General features: G+C 54.0%; 18 protein-coding genes. 13 read left to right on the forward strand and 5 right to left on the reverse strand.

The features are described from left to right. Nucleotides 1-22 precede the first annotated feature (22 nt). The 5 genes from BM231_RS04340 (at nt 23) to iolG (ending at nt 6652) form a co-directional block, all read left to right on the forward strand. A complete protein-coding gene (locus tag BM231_RS04340) occupies nt 23-1963 on the forward strand; it encodes a bifunctional 5-dehydro-2-deoxygluconokinase/5-dehydro-2-deoxyphosphogluconate aldolase (protein WP_167550266.1) in 1941 nt (646 codons plus the stop codon). Then, nucleotides 1960-3792: a 3D-(3,5/4)-trihydroxycyclohexane-1,2-dione acylhydrolase (decyclizing) gene (gene iolD / locus BM231_RS04345; protein WP_093517148.1), complete on the forward strand. Its 1833-nt coding sequence runs from the start codon at nt 1960-1962 to the stop codon at nt 3790-3792. The genes BM231_RS04340 and iolD overlap by 4 nt, the downstream gene beginning before the upstream one ends. 5 nt (nt 3793-3797) lie before the next feature. Beyond that, nucleotides 3798-4706, forward strand: coding sequence for a myo-inosose-2 dehydratase (gene iolE, locus BM231_RS04350; protein WP_093517149.1), 909 nt, complete (start codon nt 3798-3800; stop codon nt 4704-4706). Continuing rightward, entirely contained in the window at nt 4703-5527 is an 825-nt protein-coding gene (gene iolB, locus BM231_RS04355) for a 5-deoxy-glucuronate isomerase (protein WP_093517150.1), read from the forward strand. The genes iolE and iolB overlap by 4 nt, the downstream gene beginning before the upstream one ends. 132 nt (nt 5528-5659) lie before the next feature. After that, the gene (gene iolG, locus BM231_RS04360) at nt 5660-6652 is read left to right on the forward strand and encodes an inositol 2-dehydrogenase (RefSeq protein WP_093517151.1); all 993 of its coding nucleotides are present in this window, start codon (nt 5660-5662) and stop codon (nt 6650-6652) included. 72 nt (nt 6653-6724) lie between these two features. On the opposite strand, the gene paaN is transcribed toward iolG, so the two are convergent. Continuing rightward, entirely contained in the window at nt 6725-8389 is a 1665-nt protein-coding gene (paaN, locus tag BM231_RS04365; RefSeq protein WP_093517152.1) for a phenylacetic acid degradation protein PaaN, read from the reverse strand. A gap of 262 nt (nt 8390-8651) precedes the next feature. On the opposite strand from paaN, the gene paaG reads away from it, so the two are divergent. The 4 genes from paaG to BM231_RS04385 are packed head-to-tail and all read left to right on the forward strand — an operon-like array spanning nt 8652 to nt 11872. Beyond that, nucleotides 8652-9467, forward strand: a complete 816-nt coding sequence (paaG, locus tag BM231_RS04370) for a 2-(1,2-epoxy-1,2-dihydrophenyl)acetyl-CoA isomerase PaaG (RefSeq protein ID WP_208860084.1) — start codon at nt 8652-8654, stop codon at nt 9465-9467. Then, the gene (gene paaI, locus BM231_RS04375; protein WP_063292135.1) at nt 9467-9898 is read left to right on the forward strand and encodes a hydroxyphenylacetyl-CoA thioesterase PaaI; all 432 of its coding nucleotides are present in this window, start codon (nt 9467-9469) and stop codon (nt 9896-9898) included. Before paaG ends, paaI begins: the two co-directional genes overlap by 1 nt. Nucleotides 9899-9932: 34 nt before the next feature. After that, on the forward strand, nt 9933-11246 hold the full coding sequence (gene paaK / locus BM231_RS04380) for a phenylacetate--CoA ligase PaaK (RefSeq protein WP_093517153.1): 1314 nt from the start codon (nt 9933-9935) through the stop codon (nt 11244-11246). A gap of 14 nt (nt 11247-11260) precedes the next feature. Further along, entirely contained in the window at nt 11261-11872 is a 612-nt protein-coding gene (locus BM231_RS04385; protein WP_063295684.1) for a TetR/AcrR family transcriptional regulator, read from the forward strand. 16 nt (nt 11873-11888) lie between these two features. Here BM231_RS04385 and BM231_RS04390 read toward each other — a convergent pair whose 3' ends face one another. Further along, nucleotides 11889-12476 carry a TetR/AcrR family transcriptional regulator gene (locus tag BM231_RS04390; RefSeq protein ID WP_093517154.1) on the reverse strand — a complete coding sequence of 196 codons (588 nt, stop codon included), beginning with the start codon at nt 12474-12476 and terminating at the stop codon, nt 11889-11891. Between the two features lie 67 nt (nt 12477-12543). Between BM231_RS04390 and BM231_RS04395 the strand changes: the two genes are divergently transcribed. Together BM231_RS04395 and BM231_RS04400 are read left to right on the forward strand one after the other, a co-directional pair. Continuing rightward, the gene (locus BM231_RS04395; RefSeq protein ID WP_093517155.1) at nt 12544-13173 is read left to right on the forward strand and encodes an NAD(P)-dependent oxidoreductase; all 630 of its coding nucleotides are present in this window, start codon (nt 12544-12546) and stop codon (nt 13171-13173) included. Nucleotides 13174-13319: 146 nt separating this feature from the next. Then, complete coding sequence (locus BM231_RS04400; RefSeq protein WP_093517156.1) at nt 13320-13868, forward strand: sugar O-acetyltransferase; 549 nt, start codon at nt 13320-13322, stop codon at nt 13866-13868. Between the two features lie 56 nt (nt 13869-13924). On the opposite strand, the gene BM231_RS04405 is transcribed toward BM231_RS04400, so the two are convergent. Next, complete coding sequence (locus BM231_RS04405) at nt 13925-14500, reverse strand: cytochrome b (protein WP_093517157.1); 576 nt, start codon at nt 14498-14500, stop codon at nt 13925-13927. 141 nt (nt 14501-14641) lie between these two features. Here BM231_RS04405 and BM231_RS04410 point away from each other — a divergent pair, with 141 nt between their 5' ends. Together BM231_RS04410 and BM231_RS04415 are read left to right on the forward strand one after the other, a co-directional pair. After that, entirely contained in the window at nt 14642-15544 is a 903-nt protein-coding gene (locus BM231_RS04410; protein WP_093517158.1) for a LysR family transcriptional regulator, read from the forward strand. Nucleotides 15545-15646: 102 nt separating this feature from the next. Further along, nucleotides 15647-16264 carry a glutathione S-transferase family protein gene (locus tag BM231_RS04415; RefSeq protein WP_063310035.1) on the forward strand — a complete coding sequence of 206 codons (618 nt, stop codon included), beginning with the start codon at nt 15647-15649 and terminating at the stop codon, nt 16262-16264. A gap of 79 nt (nt 16265-16343) precedes the next feature. Here BM231_RS04415 and BM231_RS04420 read toward each other — a convergent pair whose 3' ends face one another. Continuing rightward, nucleotides 16344-17057, reverse strand: coding sequence for a DNA helicase (locus BM231_RS04420; RefSeq protein ID WP_093517159.1), 714 nt, complete (start codon nt 17055-17057; stop codon nt 16344-16346). Between the two features lie 223 nt (nt 17058-17280). After that, complete coding sequence (locus BM231_RS04425) at nt 17281-17769, reverse strand: GNAT family N-acetyltransferase (protein WP_093517160.1); 489 nt, start codon at nt 17767-17769, stop codon at nt 17281-17283. Nucleotides 17770-17933 lie beyond the last annotated feature (164 nt).

A 17933-nucleotide genomic window follows, 5' to 3' on the forward strand; every position in this document is an offset into this window, starting at 1 on the left:
GGAATATGTAATCTTTCAGGAAATGCTAGTACCTGATTGGGAGAATCCGTTGAAATCACTTGATGTCATCACAATCGGCCGGTCATCGGTCGACCTGTATGGAACGCAGGTTGGCAGCCGACTGGAAGACATGTCTTCATTTAATAAGTATGTCGGCGGCTCACCAACCAATATGTCAGTCGGAACAGCCCGTCTTGGGCTGAAATCTGCCCTTATCTCCCGCGTAGGGGATGAGCACATGGGCCGCTTCATCCGCGAGCAGCTGGTTAAAGAAGGCGTTTGCGTTGATGGTCTTGTTACTGACAAGGACCGCCTGACCGCCCTTGTTATTCTTGGCATTCGCGACAAAGAGCAGTTTCCGCTGATTTTCTATCGCGAGAACTGTGCCGACATGGCGCTGTGCGAAGATGATATTGATCCTGAGTTCATCGCCTCAGCTGGCTGTGTGACTGTTACCGGTACCCACCTCTCGCATCCACGCACGGAAGCTGCTGTTTTAAAAGCGCTGCGTCTTGCGAAAGAGAACGGTTCCCGCACGGCTCTGGACATTGACTATCGCCCGAACCTTTGGGGTCTTGCGGGCCATGGTGATGGTGAAGAGCGTTTCATCGCCTCTGAAAAGGTGACTGCTGAGCTGCAAAAGCACCTGCACCTGTTTGATCTGATCGTTGGTACGGAAGAAGAGTTCCATATCGCAGGCGGTTCTACCAACACGCTTGAAGCGCTGAATGCCGTGCGCAAGGTCAGCAAGGCTGCTCTTGTTTGCAAGCGTGGCCCGATGGGCGCTGTGGTGTTTGAAGACGAGATTGGCGCGAGCCTTGATGATGGCAAGTCCGGTCCGGGCTTCCCGATTGAAGTGTTCAACGTGCTTGGCGCGGGCGATGGCTTTATGTCTGGCCTGCTGCGCGGCTGGCTGAAGGATGAAACCTGGGAGACCACCCTCACCTATGCGAATGCGTGTGGTGCGTTTGCTGTGTCCCGTCATGGCTGTGCGCCTGCTTACCCAAGCTGGGAAGAGCTGCAGTGGTTCCTTGATAACGGTTCCTCCGAGCATGCTCTGCGCAAAGACAAGAAGCTGGAGCAGATCCACTGGTCTACCAACCGCAAGGGTGAGTGGTCCAACATGAAGGTGTTTGCCTTCGACCATCGCTCTCAGCTGGAAGACATGGCAGCCAAAGTTGGCGCGTCCGAAGACAAGATCCCTGAGTTTAAAGAGCTTTGCCTCAAAGCTGCTCAACAGGTTCGTGCTGGCGGTGACGACTACGGCATTTTATGCGATGGCCGTCTTGGTGAGGAAGCTCTGTTCAAAGCAACGGGTTCCGGTCTTTGGATTGGCCGTCCGGTTGAACTGCCAGGCTCTCGCCCACTGGAGCTGGAGATCGGCCCAGACCTTGGTTCGCAGCTGGCGGAATGGCCGGTTGAGCATGTGGTCAAGGTGCTGTGCTTCTACCATCCAGATGACAGCGCTGAGATGAAGGCCCGTCAGGAAGAGACCATTTTACGCCTTGCGCATGCATGCCGTGAAAATAATCTGGAATTTTTGCTGGAAGTCATCCCGTCCAAGGTTGGACCGGTTGATGATGATACCACCGCGACTATTATTCAGCGCTTCTATGATCTGGGTGTTTACCCTGACTGGTGGAAGCTGGAGCCATTGAAGACTGACGCAGGCTGGCAGAAAGCTTGTGACGCGATCAAGTCAAATGATCCTTGGTGCCGCGGTATTGTTGTTCTTGGCCTTGATGCACCAGCTGAGGAGCTCGCTGCGAGCTTTGAGGTTGCAGGCAAGTATGACCTTGTGAAAGGTTTTGCTGTGGGCCGCACTATTTTTGCTGAAGCTGCTGAAAAGTGGCTTGGCGGAAACATTTCTGACGAAGAAGCCATCGCTAACATGGCTGCAAAATTTGAAGGCCTCGGATCTGTCTGGGAGCAGGCCCGAATGGATAAGAAAGAAGTTGCATGAGCACGATCAGATTAACAGCCGCGCAGGCTCTGGTTCGCTATCTAGCAGCCCAGAAGACGCCTGAGGGAGACAGCTTTATTGCTGGGGTCTGGGCTATTTTCGGTCACGGTAACGTGGCGGGTCTTGGTGAAGCGCTTTATCACGCTCAGGACACGCTGCCGACCTACCGCGGTCACAACGAGCAAGGTATGGCCCATGCGGCTATTTCCTATGCCAAAGCATCCAACCGTCGCCGTGCGATGGCTGTGACCACCTCTATTGGTCCCGGTGCGACCAACATGGTGACTGCTGCTGCGCTGGCTCACGTGAACCGCCTGCCGGTTCTGCTGTTGCCAGGTGACGTGTTTGCAAACCGTGCGCCGGACCCAGTACTTCAGCAGATTGAAGACTTTCAGGATGGCACCGTCAGTGCAAATGACACTTTCCGCCCTGTAAGCCGTTACTATGACCGCATCCAGCGCCCTGAGCAACTGCTGACTGCTCTGCCACGCGCTATGGCGGTTATGACTGATCCGGTTGAGTGCGGTCCTGTAACTCTGGCCATGTGTCAGGATGTGCAGGCAGAAGCATTTGACTGGCCACTGAGCTTCTTTGAAGAGCGCACCCTGCACTTCCGCCGCCCTGCACCAGATGCGCTGGAGCTGGAAACTGCGGTTGCTGCTATCCGCGCTGCGAAGAAGCCAATGATCATTGCTGGTGGTGGTGTGCACTACTCTCTGGCAACGGATGATCTGAAGAGCTTTGCTGAGACACACAATGTACCGGTTGCTGAAACGCAGGCTGGCAAGTCCGCTCTGCCATGGGATCATGAGCTGAATCTGGGCAGTATTGGTGTGACCGGTTCTGCTGCTGCGAATGCGATTGCGGAAGATGCTGATCTGATCATCGCAGTTGGCACACGCCTGCAGGACTTCACGACAGGCTCCTGGGCACTGTTTAAGAACCCGGATCGTCGTATCTTGCAGCTGAACGCCGCGTCTTATGACAGTGGCAAGCACAATGCGCTTCCGCTGGTGTGTGATGCGCGTGTTGGCTTGCAAGCTCTCAGCCAGAACTTAGGCGACTGGAAGGCTGCGACCGAGACTGCGTCTCACCTTGCGACCTGGCTCTGCGCCGTTGAGAATGCAACAGCTGCCCCTGAGGGCGGCAATGAGCTGCCAACTGATGCGCAGGTGATTGGCGCTGTTCAGCGTGCCTCCAACGCTGACACCACTGTTGTGTGTGCGGCTGGCGGCCTGCCGGGCGAACTGCATAAGCTTTGGAAGACCGACAAGCCGGGTGGTTACCATCTGGAATACGGCTTCTCCTGCATGGGCTACGAGATTGCCGGTGGTCTTGGCGTGAAGATGGCCAAGCCTGAGAACGAAGTGGTCGTCATGGTTGGCGATGGCAGCTACATGATGATGAACTCCGAGCTGGCGACTTCTGTCATGCTGGGTCACAAGATCATTCTGGTGCTGCTGGACAACCGCGGTTACGGCTGCATCAACCGTTTGCAGATGGCAACCGGTGGTGACAACTTCAACAATCTGTTGGATGACGCTTACCACGTTGAGCCATCCAACATTGATTTTGCTGCTCATGCGGGTGCAATGGGGGCAACCTCTGAGCACGTGAAAAGCATTGATGAGCTGAGTGAAGCTCTGGAGCGTGCAAAAGCCAGCACCAAGTCCTACTGCATTGTGATCGACACCGATCCGCTGCCAACCATGCCGGAAGGTGGCCACTGGTGGGATGTTGCTGTGCCAGAAGTATCAAAAAGAAAAGAAGTTAATGAAGCTCGCAAGGGCTATGAGCATGCGCTGATCAATCAGCGTTTGGGGGACTAAGGCCAATGATCCGTTACGGAACCAACCCAATTGCGTGGAGCAATGACGACGACCGTACTCTTGGTGCGCACATTTCTCTGGAACAGTGCCTGAGCGAGGCTGGCAAAATCGGCTTTGACGGCATTGAAAAGGGCCACAAGATGCCAACCGAGCCAGCTGCTTTAAAAGCTGCGCTCGACCCGCATGGTCTTGCCTTTGTTTCCGGCTGGCATTCCCTGAACCTGTTGGCGCATAGCGTTGAAGAGGAAAAGAAGGCGATCCAGCCGCACCTCGACCTGCTCAAAGCCATGGGCTGCAAGGTCTGCATCACTTGTGAAACTTCCAACGCGATCCACGGTGCTGATGACACACCGCTGGCAGACAAGCCTGTGCTTGCTGACGACCAGTGGGCAAAGTTTGGCGCTGACGTTGAAGCGGTTGCTGCTTATTGTGCTGAACAGGGCATCTCGCTCGTTTACCATCACCACATGGGTACTGTGGTACAGAGCGGTGAAGAGATTGATCGCTTTATGGACGTGACCGGACCGAACACCTACCTGCTGCTGGACACTGGCCATGCATGGTTTGGTGGTGCAGATCCGGTAGAAGTTGCCAAGAAGCATATGGCTCGTGTGCGTCATTTGCATGCGAAGAACGTTCGCCCGACTGTCCGTGCACAGGTTGAAGGCGAGCGCCTGAGCTTCCTGGAAGGCGTCCGCCGCGGTGTGTTCACCGTTCCTGGCGATAAAGAAGGCGGCGTTGATTTTGAACCTGTGCTGAAGGTTGCAGCCGAGCATGGCTATGAGGGCTGGCTGGTGATTGAAGCAGAGCAGGATCCTGATCAGCGTAATCCGTTCACATACCAGAGCATGGGCCTGATAGCACTGCGCGAGATGGCTGTTAGCGCTGGTCTTGATAAGAAGGTAGTCGCATGAGCAAGCTTCTCGTAAAACCCAATGGTAAAGAGGGCAAGGTGCATGACATCACGCCTGAAAGCGCCGGTTGGGGCTACGTTGGCTTTGGCCTTTACCATCTGGAACCGGGCGCAAGCGCCAAGGAGCTGATGAAGGGCAAAGAAGCCATTCTGGTTATCGTGGAAGGCAAAGCGTCCATCACCTCCGATGGTCAGGACTTTGGCACACTTGGTGAGCGCAAGAACGTGTTTGAGCGCATCAAGCCATGGTGTGTGTACGTTCCTGCCGGAGCTGAGTGGAGCGCAACCGCTGTTACCAAGCTGACACTGGCTGTGTGTACTGCCCCTGCAAAAGACGGCAGCTATCCTGCCCGTGTGATTGGCCCGGATGATATTCCAAGTGTTGAGCGCGGCGTTGGTGCCAACACCCGCTACATCCACCCGATTGCCATGGAAGACCAAGACTTTGCAGAGAGCCTGCTGGTGACTGAGGTTTATACCCCTCAGGGCAACTGGTCCTCTTATCCTCCGCATCGTCATGATGAAGATAACTTCCCGGAAATGACCTATCTGGAAGAGACGTATTATCACCGTCTCAACCCGGACCAAGGTTTCGGCTTCCAGCGTGTGTTCACTGAAGATGGTGAGCTGGATGAGGCGATTGCCATGTCCAGCGGGGATGTTGTGCTTGTACCAAAAGGTCACCATCCGTGTGGCTCCCCTTATGGCTACGAGATGTACTACCTGAATGTGATGGCTGGCCCGATGCGCAAATGGCGCTTCCAGAACCACCCTGACCACGACTGGATTGCTCAGCGCGACGCTAAACCTGCGGACGCCTAAGGCACCTGATATCCGCATGTTCCCAGAGCTATTTTGCTGGGAACATGCGTTTAATAAACGCGTAGGTTCTCCGGAAACCACCAGGCATTCGTTGGAAATGCGCGATATAAACGCTGTTGTGAAAGATAAGCTATGACTGTTTCAATTGGCCTGTTGGGAGCTGGCCGTATTGGCAAGACCCACGCAAAAGCTGTGAGCCAGCTTGAAAATGCCAAGCTGGCTGCTGTGTTCGACCCGTTTGAAGATGCTGCAAAAGAGATCGCAGCTCAGACAGGTGCACGTGTTGACGGCCTTGATGCCATCATGAATGACCCGGCTATTGATGCTGTGATCATCGCGACCCCAACTGATCTGCACGCTGAGCAGATTGAGCAGGCTGCGCGTGCTGGTAAGGCAATCTTCTGCGAAAAACCAATCCATCTGGATGGTGACCGTGTGCGCGAATGCCTGAAGGTTGTTGAAGAGACCAGCGCAAAGCTGATGGTTGGCTTCAATCGTCGTTTTGACCCGAACTTCGCTGAAGTGAAGCGCCAGATTGAAGCTGGTGTGATTGGTGACGTTGAGATGGTTCAGATCACCTCTCGTGACCCTTCCCCGCCACCAGTCGACTACGTGAAGCGCTCCGGCGGTCTGTTCAAAGACATGATGATCCATGACTTTGACATGGCTCGCTTCCTGCTTGGCGAAGAAGTTGTTGAAGTGAACGCAATGGGCAGCGCGATCGTTTCTGAAGAGATCGGCGCAGCTGGTGACGTGGACACGGCAACTGCAACTTTGAAAACGGCAAGCGGCAAGATCTGCACCATCACCAACTCCCGCCGCGCAACATACGGTTACGACCAGCGCGTGGAAGTGCACGGCTCTAAGGGCATGGTGTCTGCAGAAAACATGCGTACCACCACTGTGACTGTTGCAAACGGCGAAGGTTACACTGCTGAGCCTCTCATGGACTTCTTCATGGAGCGCTATGAAGCAGCTTACCGCATTGAGCTGGCTGCCTTCGTTGACGCTTTGACCAGTGGTTCCGAGATCTCTCCAAACGGTTTCGACGGTTTGAAAGCTCTTGAGCTGGCAGAAGCAGCAACTGCAGAAGTTGCTAAAGCACGCGATCTCGCAAACGCTTAAGCTGCTTTCAGATTTTAGTATGAAAAGGGCCGATGCATTGCACCGGCCCTTTTTTGTTTCCAAAACTTCGGCTTATGCCATGGCTGCCTGACGGCGGACGGTGGCGATGCGGAAGCGGTTGGCGACGTAGGCGCCGTCTGTGAGGCTGGCGTTGCCTGCCGGGTTGGCGCCGGTGACGTGGAAGTCAGAGTAAGCTGCTGACTGGTTCACATAGATGTTGCCAGTGAGGTTCACAGAAAGCGGTGCGCCTGCCCATGCGTAGGCGTCAGTGGCCTGATCAATCACCTCTTCCTTTGTTGAGTACAGCGCTGCGGTGATTGCACCGTGGCTCTTGGCTGAACCCGCTGCTCGGGCGATGGCATCGTCAATGTCATCACAGGCAATGATGAAGGAGATCGGGCCGAAGCGCTCCTGCATGTAGGCTTCTTCTTCTTTGGAATCGACAGCCACAACAGTTGGCGTTGCAGAGCGTGCGCCGTTCATGCCTTCCACTGGCTCGGATGAGCGGATCACTTTGCCCAGTTTTCCTGCTGCAAAAATGCGTTCCAGTGTGGACGGGTTCTGCACGGCACCAAGGATTGCAGCTGCGCGGGCCGGATCGCCGAGGAGCTTGTCCAACGAGATCTTGATGGCTTCTGCCACTTCCTCAAAGCTCTTCTTGCCATCATTGGTTTCAATGCCATCACGGGGAACGAAGATGTTCTGCGGTGTGGTGCACATCTGACCAGAATAGAGCGACAGGGAGAACGCGATGTTGCTGGCCATGCCGCGCAGGTTGTCGGTCGATTCAATCGTAATCGCGTTGACGCCTGCTTCCTCGGTGTAAACCAATGCATCGCCTGCATTTTCACGCACCCATGCACCAAAGGCATTGGAGCCGGTGAAGTCGATGATTTTTACAGCATCATTGGTAACAAGCTCTTTGGTCTTTGGCGCGTCCGCGGTGTCAGCAGCCAGCATCATCACGTTTGGATCAAAGCCTGCTTCTTTCAGCACGTCCCGGCCAATCTGAATGGAGATGGCCATTGGCAGGATCGCCATTGGGTGCGGTTTGATGATGACCGGATTGCCAGTAACGAAGCTTGCGAACATGCCCGGATAGGTGTTCCAGGTTGGGAAGGTTGCACAGCCGATAACCAGCGCAACACCGCGTGGCACAACGCGGAATTTCTTGTCGAGCACGATCGGGTCATGCTTGCCCTGCGGCTTTGTCCAGGTCACCTCAGTTGGTGTCTGGGTCATTGCGTCATAGGCATAAGCGACGGCTTCCAATCCCCTATCCTGCGCGTGTGGACCACCTGCCTGAAACGCCATCATGAAGGCTTGACCGGAGGTGTGCATCACCGCGTTGGCGATGAGGAAAGACTTTTTGTTGATGCGAGCCAGCATTTCCAGCGCAACGCCAACGCGCTCTTCAACGGTGGCCTTCGCCCAGCTCTTGCCTGCTTCTGAGGCTGCTTTGACCAGCTCTGCGGGATCAGCATCTTCATAGGTGACGCCCAGCTCTTTGCCATAGGGAGACGATTCTGCGCCTGTCCAGTTGCCGTTGGTTGGCTGGCCCAGTGCGAATGGCTTGCCAAGAATCCCCTCAAATTCTGCAAGCTGATCGTCTTTTGCTGTTTCACCATAGATCTTACCGGATGCGATCTCAGGATAAGCAGACCAGTAGTCTCTTGATTTACTTGTCTTTATTGCTTGAAAGAGCGTGTCTTTGTGCGTTTCAAAAAAGTTACTCATTGTTCCTCCTCGAAAAACCTGCGCCTACCGCAGTGCTTCTTCGACCAATGTGTGAGTTGAATTCCAATTGACAGCGGTTTCACTTCCAGACAATAATTTACCGACCGGTCAGTCATTTCAAGCAAAAAGTGCTAGAACCATCGACCAGCCTACGAAGTGATTAGGTTTTCCAGAGGGCTCTCCTCATGAATTTGGAAGTTCATTGAAGGAGATTCGGTGGTTCACTGGGGAGTGATGATTGATCTATTTGGAGGGAGAAACCATGAGCGAGACCACTGTCATTTCCGAGCAGAGCATTTTGGTGGATGTGCATGACACCTACCACGTGATTACGCTGAACCGCCCTGACAAGCTGAACTCGTTCAATGACGAGATGCACGGTGCGCTGTACGCGGCGCTGGAAGCTGCGGACGCAGATGACAACTGCCGCGCCATTTTGCTGACAGCAGCTGGCAAAGGGTTCTGCGCAGGTCAGGACCTTGGTGACCGTGTTAAGCCAACAGCGGACTCTCCTCCACCCGATCTTACTCAGACTATCGGCGATTTTTACAATCCCCTCATCCGCAAGCTGAAGTCGATCAACCTGCCAATCGTGTGTGCGGTCAATGGCGTGGCAGCTGGTGCAGGCGCCAACATCGCCATGGCGTGCGATATCGTGATCGCCTCTGAGAAAGCCAAGTTTATTCAGGCCTTTGCCAAAATCGGGCTGGTGCCGGATTCTGGCGGCACCTACTTCCTGCCACGTCTTGTCGGCTCTGCCCGTGCGCGCGGCCTTGCCATGCTGGGTACGCCGATCACCGCTGCACAGGCTGCGGAATGGGGCATGATCTGGAAGTGCTCTTCTGCCGAGACATTCCTTGAAGAAGCCACTGCCATGGTTCAGGAGCTTTCTGTCGGTCCAACTGTTGGGCTTGGCTTGATCAAGCAAGCGCTGAATGCTTCAGAAGGCAACACACTGGATGAGCAGCTTGATCTTGAGCGGGATTATCAGGGTGAAGCGGGCCGTACACCGGATTATCTGGAGGGTGTGACTGCCTTCATGGACAAGCGGGCTCCAAAGTATTCAGGCAAGCGCTGATGAACAAGCAGGACTTGGCGGAGGCCGTTGCGGCCTCCATGTGGGACGAAGATGAAGCAACGCAAGCGCTTGGAATGACGCTGGACGAGATAGCACCCGGACGGGCTGTGATTTCCATGAAGGTGTTAGAGCGCATGACCAACGGGCACAAAACCTGTCATGGTGGATACATTTTTACCCTTGCGGACAGCGCCTTTGCGTTTGCCTGCAACAGCCACAACCAGCGTGTTGTCGCCTTTCAGTGTTCCATCACGTATCTCGCCCCAGCCTTTGAGGATGATGTTTTAACGGCAACTGCCGAGGAACTTACCGTGCAAGGCCGATCCGGCATTTACGACATTCATGTGCGCAATCAGGACGGCGCACATATTGCAGAATTTCGCGGAAACTCGAGGACCATCAAAGGGACTCATATCGAGTTAAGCACCTAGTTTTTATGGATAACCAGCATTTGAGGAGGAGAAAATGTTGGAGGTTGAAGAACGCAGGCCCGATCTGGAGCCTATTGAAACGGCTGCGCGGGAGGACCTCGCAGCGCTGCAACTGGAGCGCATGCGCTGGTCAGTGCGGCACGCCTATGAGAACGTAAAGTTCTATAAAGACAGTTTTGATGCAGCTGACGTGCATCCTGATGATCTGCAAAGCCTTGCTGATCTGGCGAAGTTTCCATTCACCACCAAGCAGGATTTGCGCGACAATTATCCGTTTGGGATGTTTGCTGTTCCGGAAGAGGATATCTGCCGTATTCATGCATCCTCTGGCACCACTGGCAAGCCTACCGTTGTCGGCTACACCAAGAAAGACATTGAAACCTGGGCTGGTGTGGTTGCGCGTTCCATTCGTGCGGCAGGCGGTAAGCCGGGTGACAAAGTGCACATCGCTTATGGGTACGGGCTGTTTACGGGCGGTCTGGGTGCGCACTACGGCGCGGAAGCGCTTGGCTGTACCGTTATTCCAATGTCAGGCGGTATGACAGAGCGGCAGGTACGGCTCATTGAAGATTTCAAGCCTGAGATCATCATGGTCACCCCGTCTTACATGCTCTCCATTTTGGATGAGTATCGCAAAGAAGGCCTTGATCCGCGCAAGAGTTCCATCAAGATCGGCATCTTTGGAGCTGAGCCATGGACCAACTCCATGCGCGAAGAGATTGAGCAAGCCTTCGACATGCATGCGGTTGATATCTATGGGCTTTCAGAGGTTATGGGTCCGGGTGTGGCGCAGGAGTGTGTGGAGACCAAGGACGGTCTACACATCTGGGAGGATCACTTCTATCCGGAAATCATCGATCCGGTAACTGGTGAGGTTTTGCCGGATGGATCGGAAGGTGAGCTGGTGTTCACCACGCTGACGAAGGAAGGTCTGCCGATCATCCGCTATCGCACCCGTGACCTGACCCGTCTGATGCCGGGTACGGCCCGCAAGATGCGGCGTATGGAAAAGATCACCGGTCGCTCTGATGACATGATGATCGTACGCGGTGTGAATGTGTTCCCGACCCAGATTGAAGAGCAGATGCTGCGCTGTGACGGGCTCTCCCCTCACTACCAGATCCAGATTGCCCGCAAGGGGCGCATGGATCAGTTGACCGTCAACGTGGAAGCCGCTGCACATGCAACGTCTGACGCTGATCGTTTGGCAAGCGCCAAGGAACTGGCGGTTCATGTGAAAAACAACATTGGAATTTCGGTTGGGGTAGACGTGGGCCTGCCAAATTCCATAGAACGAAGCCAAGGCAAGGCCACACGGGTTATCGACCTGCGGCCTAAAGAAGACTAACGGAATTAATAAGCATGGCGCGCACCAGAGCAGCGGATTATGACGACAAACGCAAATCCATCTTAAAGTTATCGGCGCGCGCCTTCGCGCAGCAAGGCTATGACAAAACCTCGATGGCACAGCTCGCCAAGATCTGTGGTTTCTCCAAGGCTTTGCTCTATCACTATTACGAGAACAAAGAGACGCTGCTGATTGACATCATCAGCGCTCACCTTGAAGAGCTGGTGGACGCGGTGGAAAGTGTTGCTCAGGCAGAGCAGGACCCGTTGGAGCGCTTACGCGGCCTGTGCCGTGCTTTACTGCTGGCTTATGAGGACGCAGATTCTGAGCATAAGTTGCAGATCAATGAGCTGTCCTTTCTTCCAACAGAGAAGAAGCAGGACATCATTGAGCTGGAGCGCAAACTGGTTGCCATCTTTGCCAAGGCGGTTGCGGCCACAAACCCGCAGTTTGGCGATGGAAGTGCTTTGATCAAGCCCGTTACCATGAGCCTGTTTGGCATGCTCAACTGGTCTTATCTGTGGTTTAAGCCGGGCGGCGACCTGACCCGCGAAGGTTACGCGGATCTGGTGGTGCAGTTGTTGCTGAACGGTTCGCAGTCCATACAGGGGAAACTGGCGAGCTAAGCCTCGCCTGCCGCTCTTATGATTTCACCAGCGCCTTTGCGGTGAGCTGCTGCATCATGTCTATGTAGCGGGCTTGCGTCCAGTTGCAGTCGATACGCAGCTGTTCCCAATTGCGGACGGAGAGGATGGTGAGAAGCATATCGGTTGCTTCTTCTTCACTCATGCTGTCCGTCAGTGCGCCATCTGCCTTGAGCGCTTGAACCGCTTTTTCGCAGCCATCACGGATGGCGCAGATTCGGTCGTTCCAAGCAGCAGCTGCCTCTTCATCGGTCTCCTGCATGGCCATCAAAGCTTTGGCCACACCAAAAATCGTTGGGATGTAATTGCCCCAGGTTTCGACCCAGATCTCCAGTCTTTGCGTACCGGATGCAGCGCTTCGGCTTTTAGCCAGCTTGGCATCTATGTCGTGCACCTCATCCAGATAACGCGTTGTAGCAGTGAGCAAATCTGCCCGGTTGGGAAAGTGCAGATAGAGCGCCTGACGGCTGATTTTTGCAGCTTTTGCGATGTCTGACATGCGCACAGCACTGCCATTTCCGGCCTCCAACAACTGCCATGTGGATTTGAGGATGCGATCACGAGTGGGAATATTCTGACTTGACATGATGTCAATATAGGTGCGATTGACACGATGTCAACTTGACACCACGTAAAGCTGAAAGGATAGAGCCATGAAAGTTATCGTATTTGGTGCAACAGGCACTGTTGGCAAACTCGCCACGCATAAGATGCTGGCAGATGGACATGAGGTGACGGCCTTTGCCCGCAGCCCAAGCAAGTTACAGATTGAACATGAAAACCTGACGCTCCGGGCTGGTGATGCAGCATCCCGCGATGCAGTTGCCGCCGCGGTTGAGGGACAGGATGCCGTGGTGATTACGCTTGGCGCGGGGATGTCGCGCAACAGCACCATCCGGTCTGCTGGTACGCGCAATGTCATTTTGGGAATGCAGCAACATGGGGTGAAGCGGCTGGTCTGTCAGTCCACTCTGGGTGCTCATGAAAGCTGGCCGAACCTCAACTTCTTCTGGAAGCGGGTCATGTTTGGTGGGTTATTGAGGCCTGTGTTCAAAGACCATGAATTACAGGAGGAACTGGTTCGTGTCAGCGGTTTGGACTGGACTATCGTGCGGCCCAGCGCGTTTGCACCAGCTCTTGCAACTGGCGGCTACAAAGAGAACTTCCCAGCTTCTGAACGTAGCCTTTCCCTAAAGATTGCCCCTTCCGATATTGCCGGTTTTCTCAGTCGCCAGCTTTCTGAGGCGCAGTACCTTCACCGCGCTGTGGGGATCTCCAATTGAGGCTGTGGGTTTTGCCAAATGACAGGCAGGCTTTGCGGTGTGCGATGCCTGCCTTTTTCTCAAATGCCTTATTGCAGTAAAATGCAGCTTGCAAGACTCTTCTATTTTTCCGAGAGTTACCAGAAGACTCAAGGAATAGACCCACCATGAAAACAGAACGCGAAAAGATGGAAGCAGGTGAATGGTACACCTGCATCGATGACGAGCTGGAGACGCTGCGGCAAGCGGCTTATCACGCTGTACATGAGCATCGGACCCTGCACCCAAGCAAGCGCGGGTGGATCAGCCCTGCCCTGCGCGCTCTGCTTGGCAGTTCCACTGACAGCACAATCATTGAAGCACCCTTTCACTGCGCGTATGGCATCAACATTCATTTGGGCGAGCGGGTTTTCCTCAATGCAGGCTGCACGATTTTAGATACTGCGCCTGTCCACATTGGTGACCAGACCATGCTTGGCCCCAATGTGCAGATCTACTGCGCCCAACACCACAAAGACGCTGAGAAGCGCTGCGCAGGGCTGGAGTTTGCCAAGCCCGTGACCATTGGCAAGCGAGCGTGGATTGGCGGTGCTGCGATCATCATGCCGGGCGTGACCATTGGCGATGAAGCCATTGTTGGTGCAGGGAGCGTGGTGACCAAAGACGTACCAGCCGGAGCCACCGTGGTGGGCAACCCCGCACGGGTGAAAGGCTGACCCTCAAAAGAGAGGCACTGGCTGCCGGTTTTCCCATGCAGCCAGTTTGGATCGGGTCAGACTTCCAGCGTTTGTTGCCCGGCCTCTGCCTGCGAAGCTGCTTGTCTCTTTCCAAACCACATTCTGCTGATGAGACGATCTCGCAGGATAAACTGGTGAAACGCCCATCCACCAACATGCAGCACAATCAGAGCAGTCAGCACGTTTGCGATGACACCATGGGCGACACGTGCAGGATATACTGCAAGATCTGCCGGGAGTGGGTCTCCGGAACCGCCCAGCGTTATTGCGAAGAGGTCTGCGTTGTTGGCCATGACGAGACCAGAGAGCACCATGCCTGCGACCAGCGCATACATGGCCCAGTGGGTCAGCCCAGCGGCCGTGTTGAGCGCGGTTTTTCCCGTGTTTGCTTTTGCAGGCTTCATTGTCACGAAACGAGTGATAAGGCGCAGGAGCAGGAGTACCCCAACGACCATGCCCCAGATGATATGTCCGGTCATGCCAGTGAGTTTTTGCGGGTCGGTGCTTTCCATAGCTGCCATGATGGGCCCTCCCACCACCAAAGCCATAAATATCATAAGGGCCAGGATCCAGTGCAGGGCTACTAAGACCGGGTGATAGCGTGTTGTCATCGGGTGCTCCAATCATCAATCGTAAAAGGAACCGACGGCGGGTTCCTGATTATGTCTGGAGTGCATTTTACGTTACACAAAGAGAACAAGAATGATATGATAAGAAACATCGTATTACTATAATGTAACAAAAGAGATACCATGAGGTCATTGGACTGGGAGCTGTTGCCGTCTTTTCTTGCTGTTGCGCGGGCGGGCAGTTTGCGGGCGGGCGCTGAGTTGCTTAGGACCAACTATGGCACTGTGAACCGCAATATTCAGGCTCTTGAGGCCAGTTATGGGGTGGCATTGTTTAGTCGTTCCACCAAAGGCTTCAAACTGACTGATGCCGGCGAAGCCGTTCTGCCGTTTGCTGAGCAGGCTGAACAGGTGATCATCAATGCGCGCAAACGCGTTGAGGGGCTGGACAAGAGCGAAGCAGGGACGCTCCGCTTTTCTGTTACGCCCACCTTTGCCTATGATGTGATTTCTCCGATCATCAGCAGGTTTCAGGAGGCCTATCCTGATATTCAGGTGGAGCTGAGACTGACTTCTGCCGTTGAGGAGATCAACAAGGACGAGACAGATGTTTCTCTGCGTGCGGCCTATGAAGTGAGCGAGGATGTGGTTGCCCGCAAACTCTACCCCATGACCGTCGGCATCTATGCAAGCCAAACCTACATTGACACCGTGTTTGCACAGTCCGGGCCGCAAGGCTCCGGTCTTTCGTGGATTGGGTGGCCGGGAGACACACAGGCGGCCAACTGGGTCGCTCAAAGCCCCTTCCCTCACGCTGACATCCGGCACATGGTGTCCGACGGGTATATGCGCCTTCGGCTATTGAGAGAGAACTGCGGTATCTCTTACCTTCCCGTTGTGTTTGAAAAGTTCTTCCCTGATCTTTGCCGCGTCCCCGGTACAAAAGCTGAGTTAGGACAATCGCTTTGGATCGTGCTTCATGCTGATTTACGCAAAACCGTGCGGATTCGCCGTTTTGTGGATTTTCTCGCAGATGAACTCATGGATTTGAAGCGCGACATGCAGGGAGAGCTTTACCGGCGTTAGGACTGCCGACTTAAGTGCAGGTCACAATAACCTCAATTGCGGGTTGGTGAAGCTGCGTATAGTCTGTGGGCATCTGATCATTCCAGCGAACATAAGTGACCTATGAAACTGTTTTATGCCCCCGGCACGATCTCGATTGCCGTTGCCATTGCTCTTGAAGAATCCGGCGTACCCTACACCACGCACAAAATTGATTTTAGGAACCCTGACGTCAGCCGTCCGCAGCTGTTAGAGGTGAACCCGAAGGGCCGTGTTCCTGTTCTGGTGACAGACCATGGTATTTTGACAGAGGCTGGCGCGCTGCTCGACTATGTCGCTGATCTTGCTCCAGATGACAGCCTGAAGCCTTCTGATCCCTTTAAGGCCGCCAAGATGCGTGAGGCCATGTACTATCTGGCCTCCACCATGCATGTGAACCACGCCCATAAGCTTCGTGGTGCCCGTTGGGCAGATAAGGAAGCGAGCTGGGAGGACATGCGTGCCAAGGTGCCAGAGACCATGACAGCCTGCTGCGCCTATGTGGAAGAGAACATCATCACAGGCCCATACGTGCTTGGCGAAACCTTCTCCATTGCAGATGCCTACCTTTACGTGGTGAGCACATGGCTCAAGGGCGATGGTGTGGACATCACTCCGTTTCCAAAGTTCAACGCCTTCCAGAAGCTGATGGAAGAGCGAGATTGCGTGAAAGCGGTGAAAGCTGCAGGGATGCTGGGATAAGCTTCAGAACCAAAGTGTGCAGCTGCCGCATCCTATTTGGGGCAGCTGCTTTGCATTGGCTCAGCACCAATTGGGTGTTTTAGTTTGCCATCTCAAATGCAATCTCTCCGCTATGGAGAAAGCACGACTTGGTGAAGACAGTCAGGTCGACCGGGTTTGGAAGACGAATATCCGACAGGTCTGGTAAGGATTTACTCGCAAGATCGAAGTCCCTTTGCACCTGCGATATCAATGCGATGATAATGCCTGTTTTCCGTGCAAACTCTTTGAGCACATTGAGCTGGGATGAGAGTTCCGGGTTTTGCCGTTTCTGATCAAGCAGCTGCAAGTAATCAATGACAACAAGCGTCTTATGGGGCGCATCCCGAAGTTCATTGATGATGTAGCTGGCGCAAATCTCATCTGAGCAATCCAGATGGAAAGCATCCCTCATCTCAGCAGGATTATAACCAAGTTGGGATACACGCTTCAAAACATCTGCAGGCGTGTATTCAAGGGTAAAGAAGTAACTCTCGCCCCCTGCTCTGCTGGCTTGAATGGCCAGTTCCAATCCAAACAGGGTTTTGCCTTGACCCGGCCGTGCTGCGATCAGAACAAGATCTCCGCCGTCCAACTGGCGCAAGCATTTTTGAGCCCGACCAGACCGGGAGCCTGAGACCGACAGGTGGCTCCAGCTGCTATAGCCTTCTTGTTGTGCAAGCTGATCCAGCGCCGCATGCAACGGCATGCCACTTTCGCGCGCGGTGAGCTTTGCTTGTCTTTTCAGCTGGTGAACAGGACTGGATAGTTTCATTGAAGAACCCTCTCTTCAGAGCACAAATTGCAGTCCCTCCTTATGCGCTTGCTCGAACAGTATGGTTCTGGTCCTGAAGTCCTACATGTAAAATGCTTCCCGAGTTGGAGGCCGGAGGCTTGGACTTAGCCTTGTTGCAAGGATAGAAATCTAGCTTGCTGCAATCAAGAGCCAGTTGTGCTTTTCAACATGCTGCTAAGAAGACCCAGCCTCTGCCGGTTGCTCAAAGATCAAGCCGATACACAACTTGCTGCTCGCCAAATCGTTCAAGTTGCCGGGTTTGTTGCATGCCCAGCTTTTGTAGCAGGCGGATGGAGCGACTATTTTGGAGTTGGGTTTCAGCGAGAATGGATGTCAGGTTCAGCTCCTGCATCGCGAATGGCAGGAAAGCATTGAGGGCTTCCTCTGCATATCCCTGCCCCCAGTGTTCCGGCAGGAACTCGTAGGAAACTTCCATGTCTTCTCCTTGATGGTAAGGAGCTAAACTGAGCAGGCCGAGGAACTCATTGGCTCTTCTGGATCGCACTGTGGCATGATACACTCCCGTTTCAGAGATCACCTTTGCACATCGGATTTCGATAGATGCAGGGCTTTGCTTTCCACCCAGAAACATTCTCGTTTGCTCATTGGTGAATAGTCCTCGGAGTGCCGATTTATCTGCGTGCATTGGCTGGGAGAGTAAGCAACGCCGCGTTACAAGTGGTTTTCTCATTGCACTGATCCCCTCACCTTCCTTTATGCGTTGCGCTGTTTTCTTCAGCTCAATTTCTCTCAGATCAAATGCAATATTGAATAGAGTATCTCGGCCACCTTTATTGGCATGGTAATACTACTTAGCCTTCTTTGGTTTTGTTATTTCAGCAGAGACGTCCCCGA

Source organism: Pseudovibrio ascidiaceicola, assembly GCF_900114245.1.
Taxonomy (GTDB): domain Bacteria; phylum Pseudomonadota; class Alphaproteobacteria; order Rhizobiales; family Stappiaceae; genus Pseudovibrio; species Pseudovibrio ascidiaceicola.

What these genes read in the sequence shown, in the direction of transcription:
- BM231_RS04340 (WP_167550266.1), top strand. Translation starts at nt 23, where the DNA reads ATGCTAGTACCTGATTGGGAGAATCCGTTGAAATCACTTGATGTCATC.
- iolD (WP_093517148.1), top strand. Translation starts at nt 1,960, where the DNA reads ATGAGCACGATCAGATTAACAGCCGCGCAGGCTCTGGTTCGCTATCTA.
- iolE (WP_093517149.1), top strand. Translation starts at nt 3,798, where the DNA reads ATGATCCGTTACGGAACCAACCCAATTGCGTGGAGCAATGACGACGAC.
- iolB (WP_093517150.1), top strand. Translation starts at nt 4,703, where the DNA reads ATGAGCAAGCTTCTCGTAAAACCCAATGGTAAAGAGGGCAAGGTGCAT.
- iolG (WP_093517151.1), top strand. Translation starts at nt 5,660, where the DNA reads ATGACTGTTTCAATTGGCCTGTTGGGAGCTGGCCGTATTGGCAAGACC.
- paaN (WP_093517152.1), bottom strand. Translation starts at nt 8,389, where the DNA reads ATGAGTAACTTTTTTGAAACGCACAAAGACACGCTCTTTCAAGCAATA.
- paaG (WP_208860084.1), top strand. Translation starts at nt 8,652, where the DNA reads ATGAGCGAGACCACTGTCATTTCCGAGCAGAGCATTTTGGTGGATGTG.
- paaI (WP_063292135.1), top strand. Translation starts at nt 9,467, where the DNA reads ATGAACAAGCAGGACTTGGCGGAGGCCGTTGCGGCCTCCATGTGGGAC.
- paaK (WP_093517153.1), top strand. Translation starts at nt 9,933, where the DNA reads ATGTTGGAGGTTGAAGAACGCAGGCCCGATCTGGAGCCTATTGAAACG.
- BM231_RS04385 (WP_063295684.1), top strand. Translation starts at nt 11,261, where the DNA reads ATGGCGCGCACCAGAGCAGCGGATTATGACGACAAACGCAAATCCATC.
- BM231_RS04390 (WP_093517154.1), bottom strand. Translation starts at nt 12,476, where the DNA reads ATGTCAAGTCAGAATATTCCCACTCGTGATCGCATCCTCAAATCCACA.
- BM231_RS04395 (WP_093517155.1), top strand. Translation starts at nt 12,544, where the DNA reads ATGAAAGTTATCGTATTTGGTGCAACAGGCACTGTTGGCAAACTCGCC.
- BM231_RS04400 (WP_093517156.1), top strand. Translation starts at nt 13,320, where the DNA reads ATGAAAACAGAACGCGAAAAGATGGAAGCAGGTGAATGGTACACCTGC.
- BM231_RS04405 (WP_093517157.1), bottom strand. Translation starts at nt 14,500, where the DNA reads ATGACAACACGCTATCACCCGGTCTTAGTAGCCCTGCACTGGATCCTG.
- BM231_RS04410 (WP_093517158.1), top strand. Translation starts at nt 14,642, where the DNA reads ATGAGGTCATTGGACTGGGAGCTGTTGCCGTCTTTTCTTGCTGTTGCG.
- BM231_RS04415 (WP_063310035.1), top strand. Translation starts at nt 15,647, where the DNA reads ATGAAACTGTTTTATGCCCCCGGCACGATCTCGATTGCCGTTGCCATT.
- BM231_RS04420 (WP_093517159.1), bottom strand. Translation starts at nt 17,057, where the DNA reads ATGAAACTATCCAGTCCTGTTCACCAGCTGAAAAGACAAGCAAAGCTC.
- BM231_RS04425 (WP_093517160.1), bottom strand. Translation starts at nt 17,769, where the DNA reads ATGAGAAAACCACTTGTAACGCGGCGTTGCTTACTCTCCCAGCCAATG.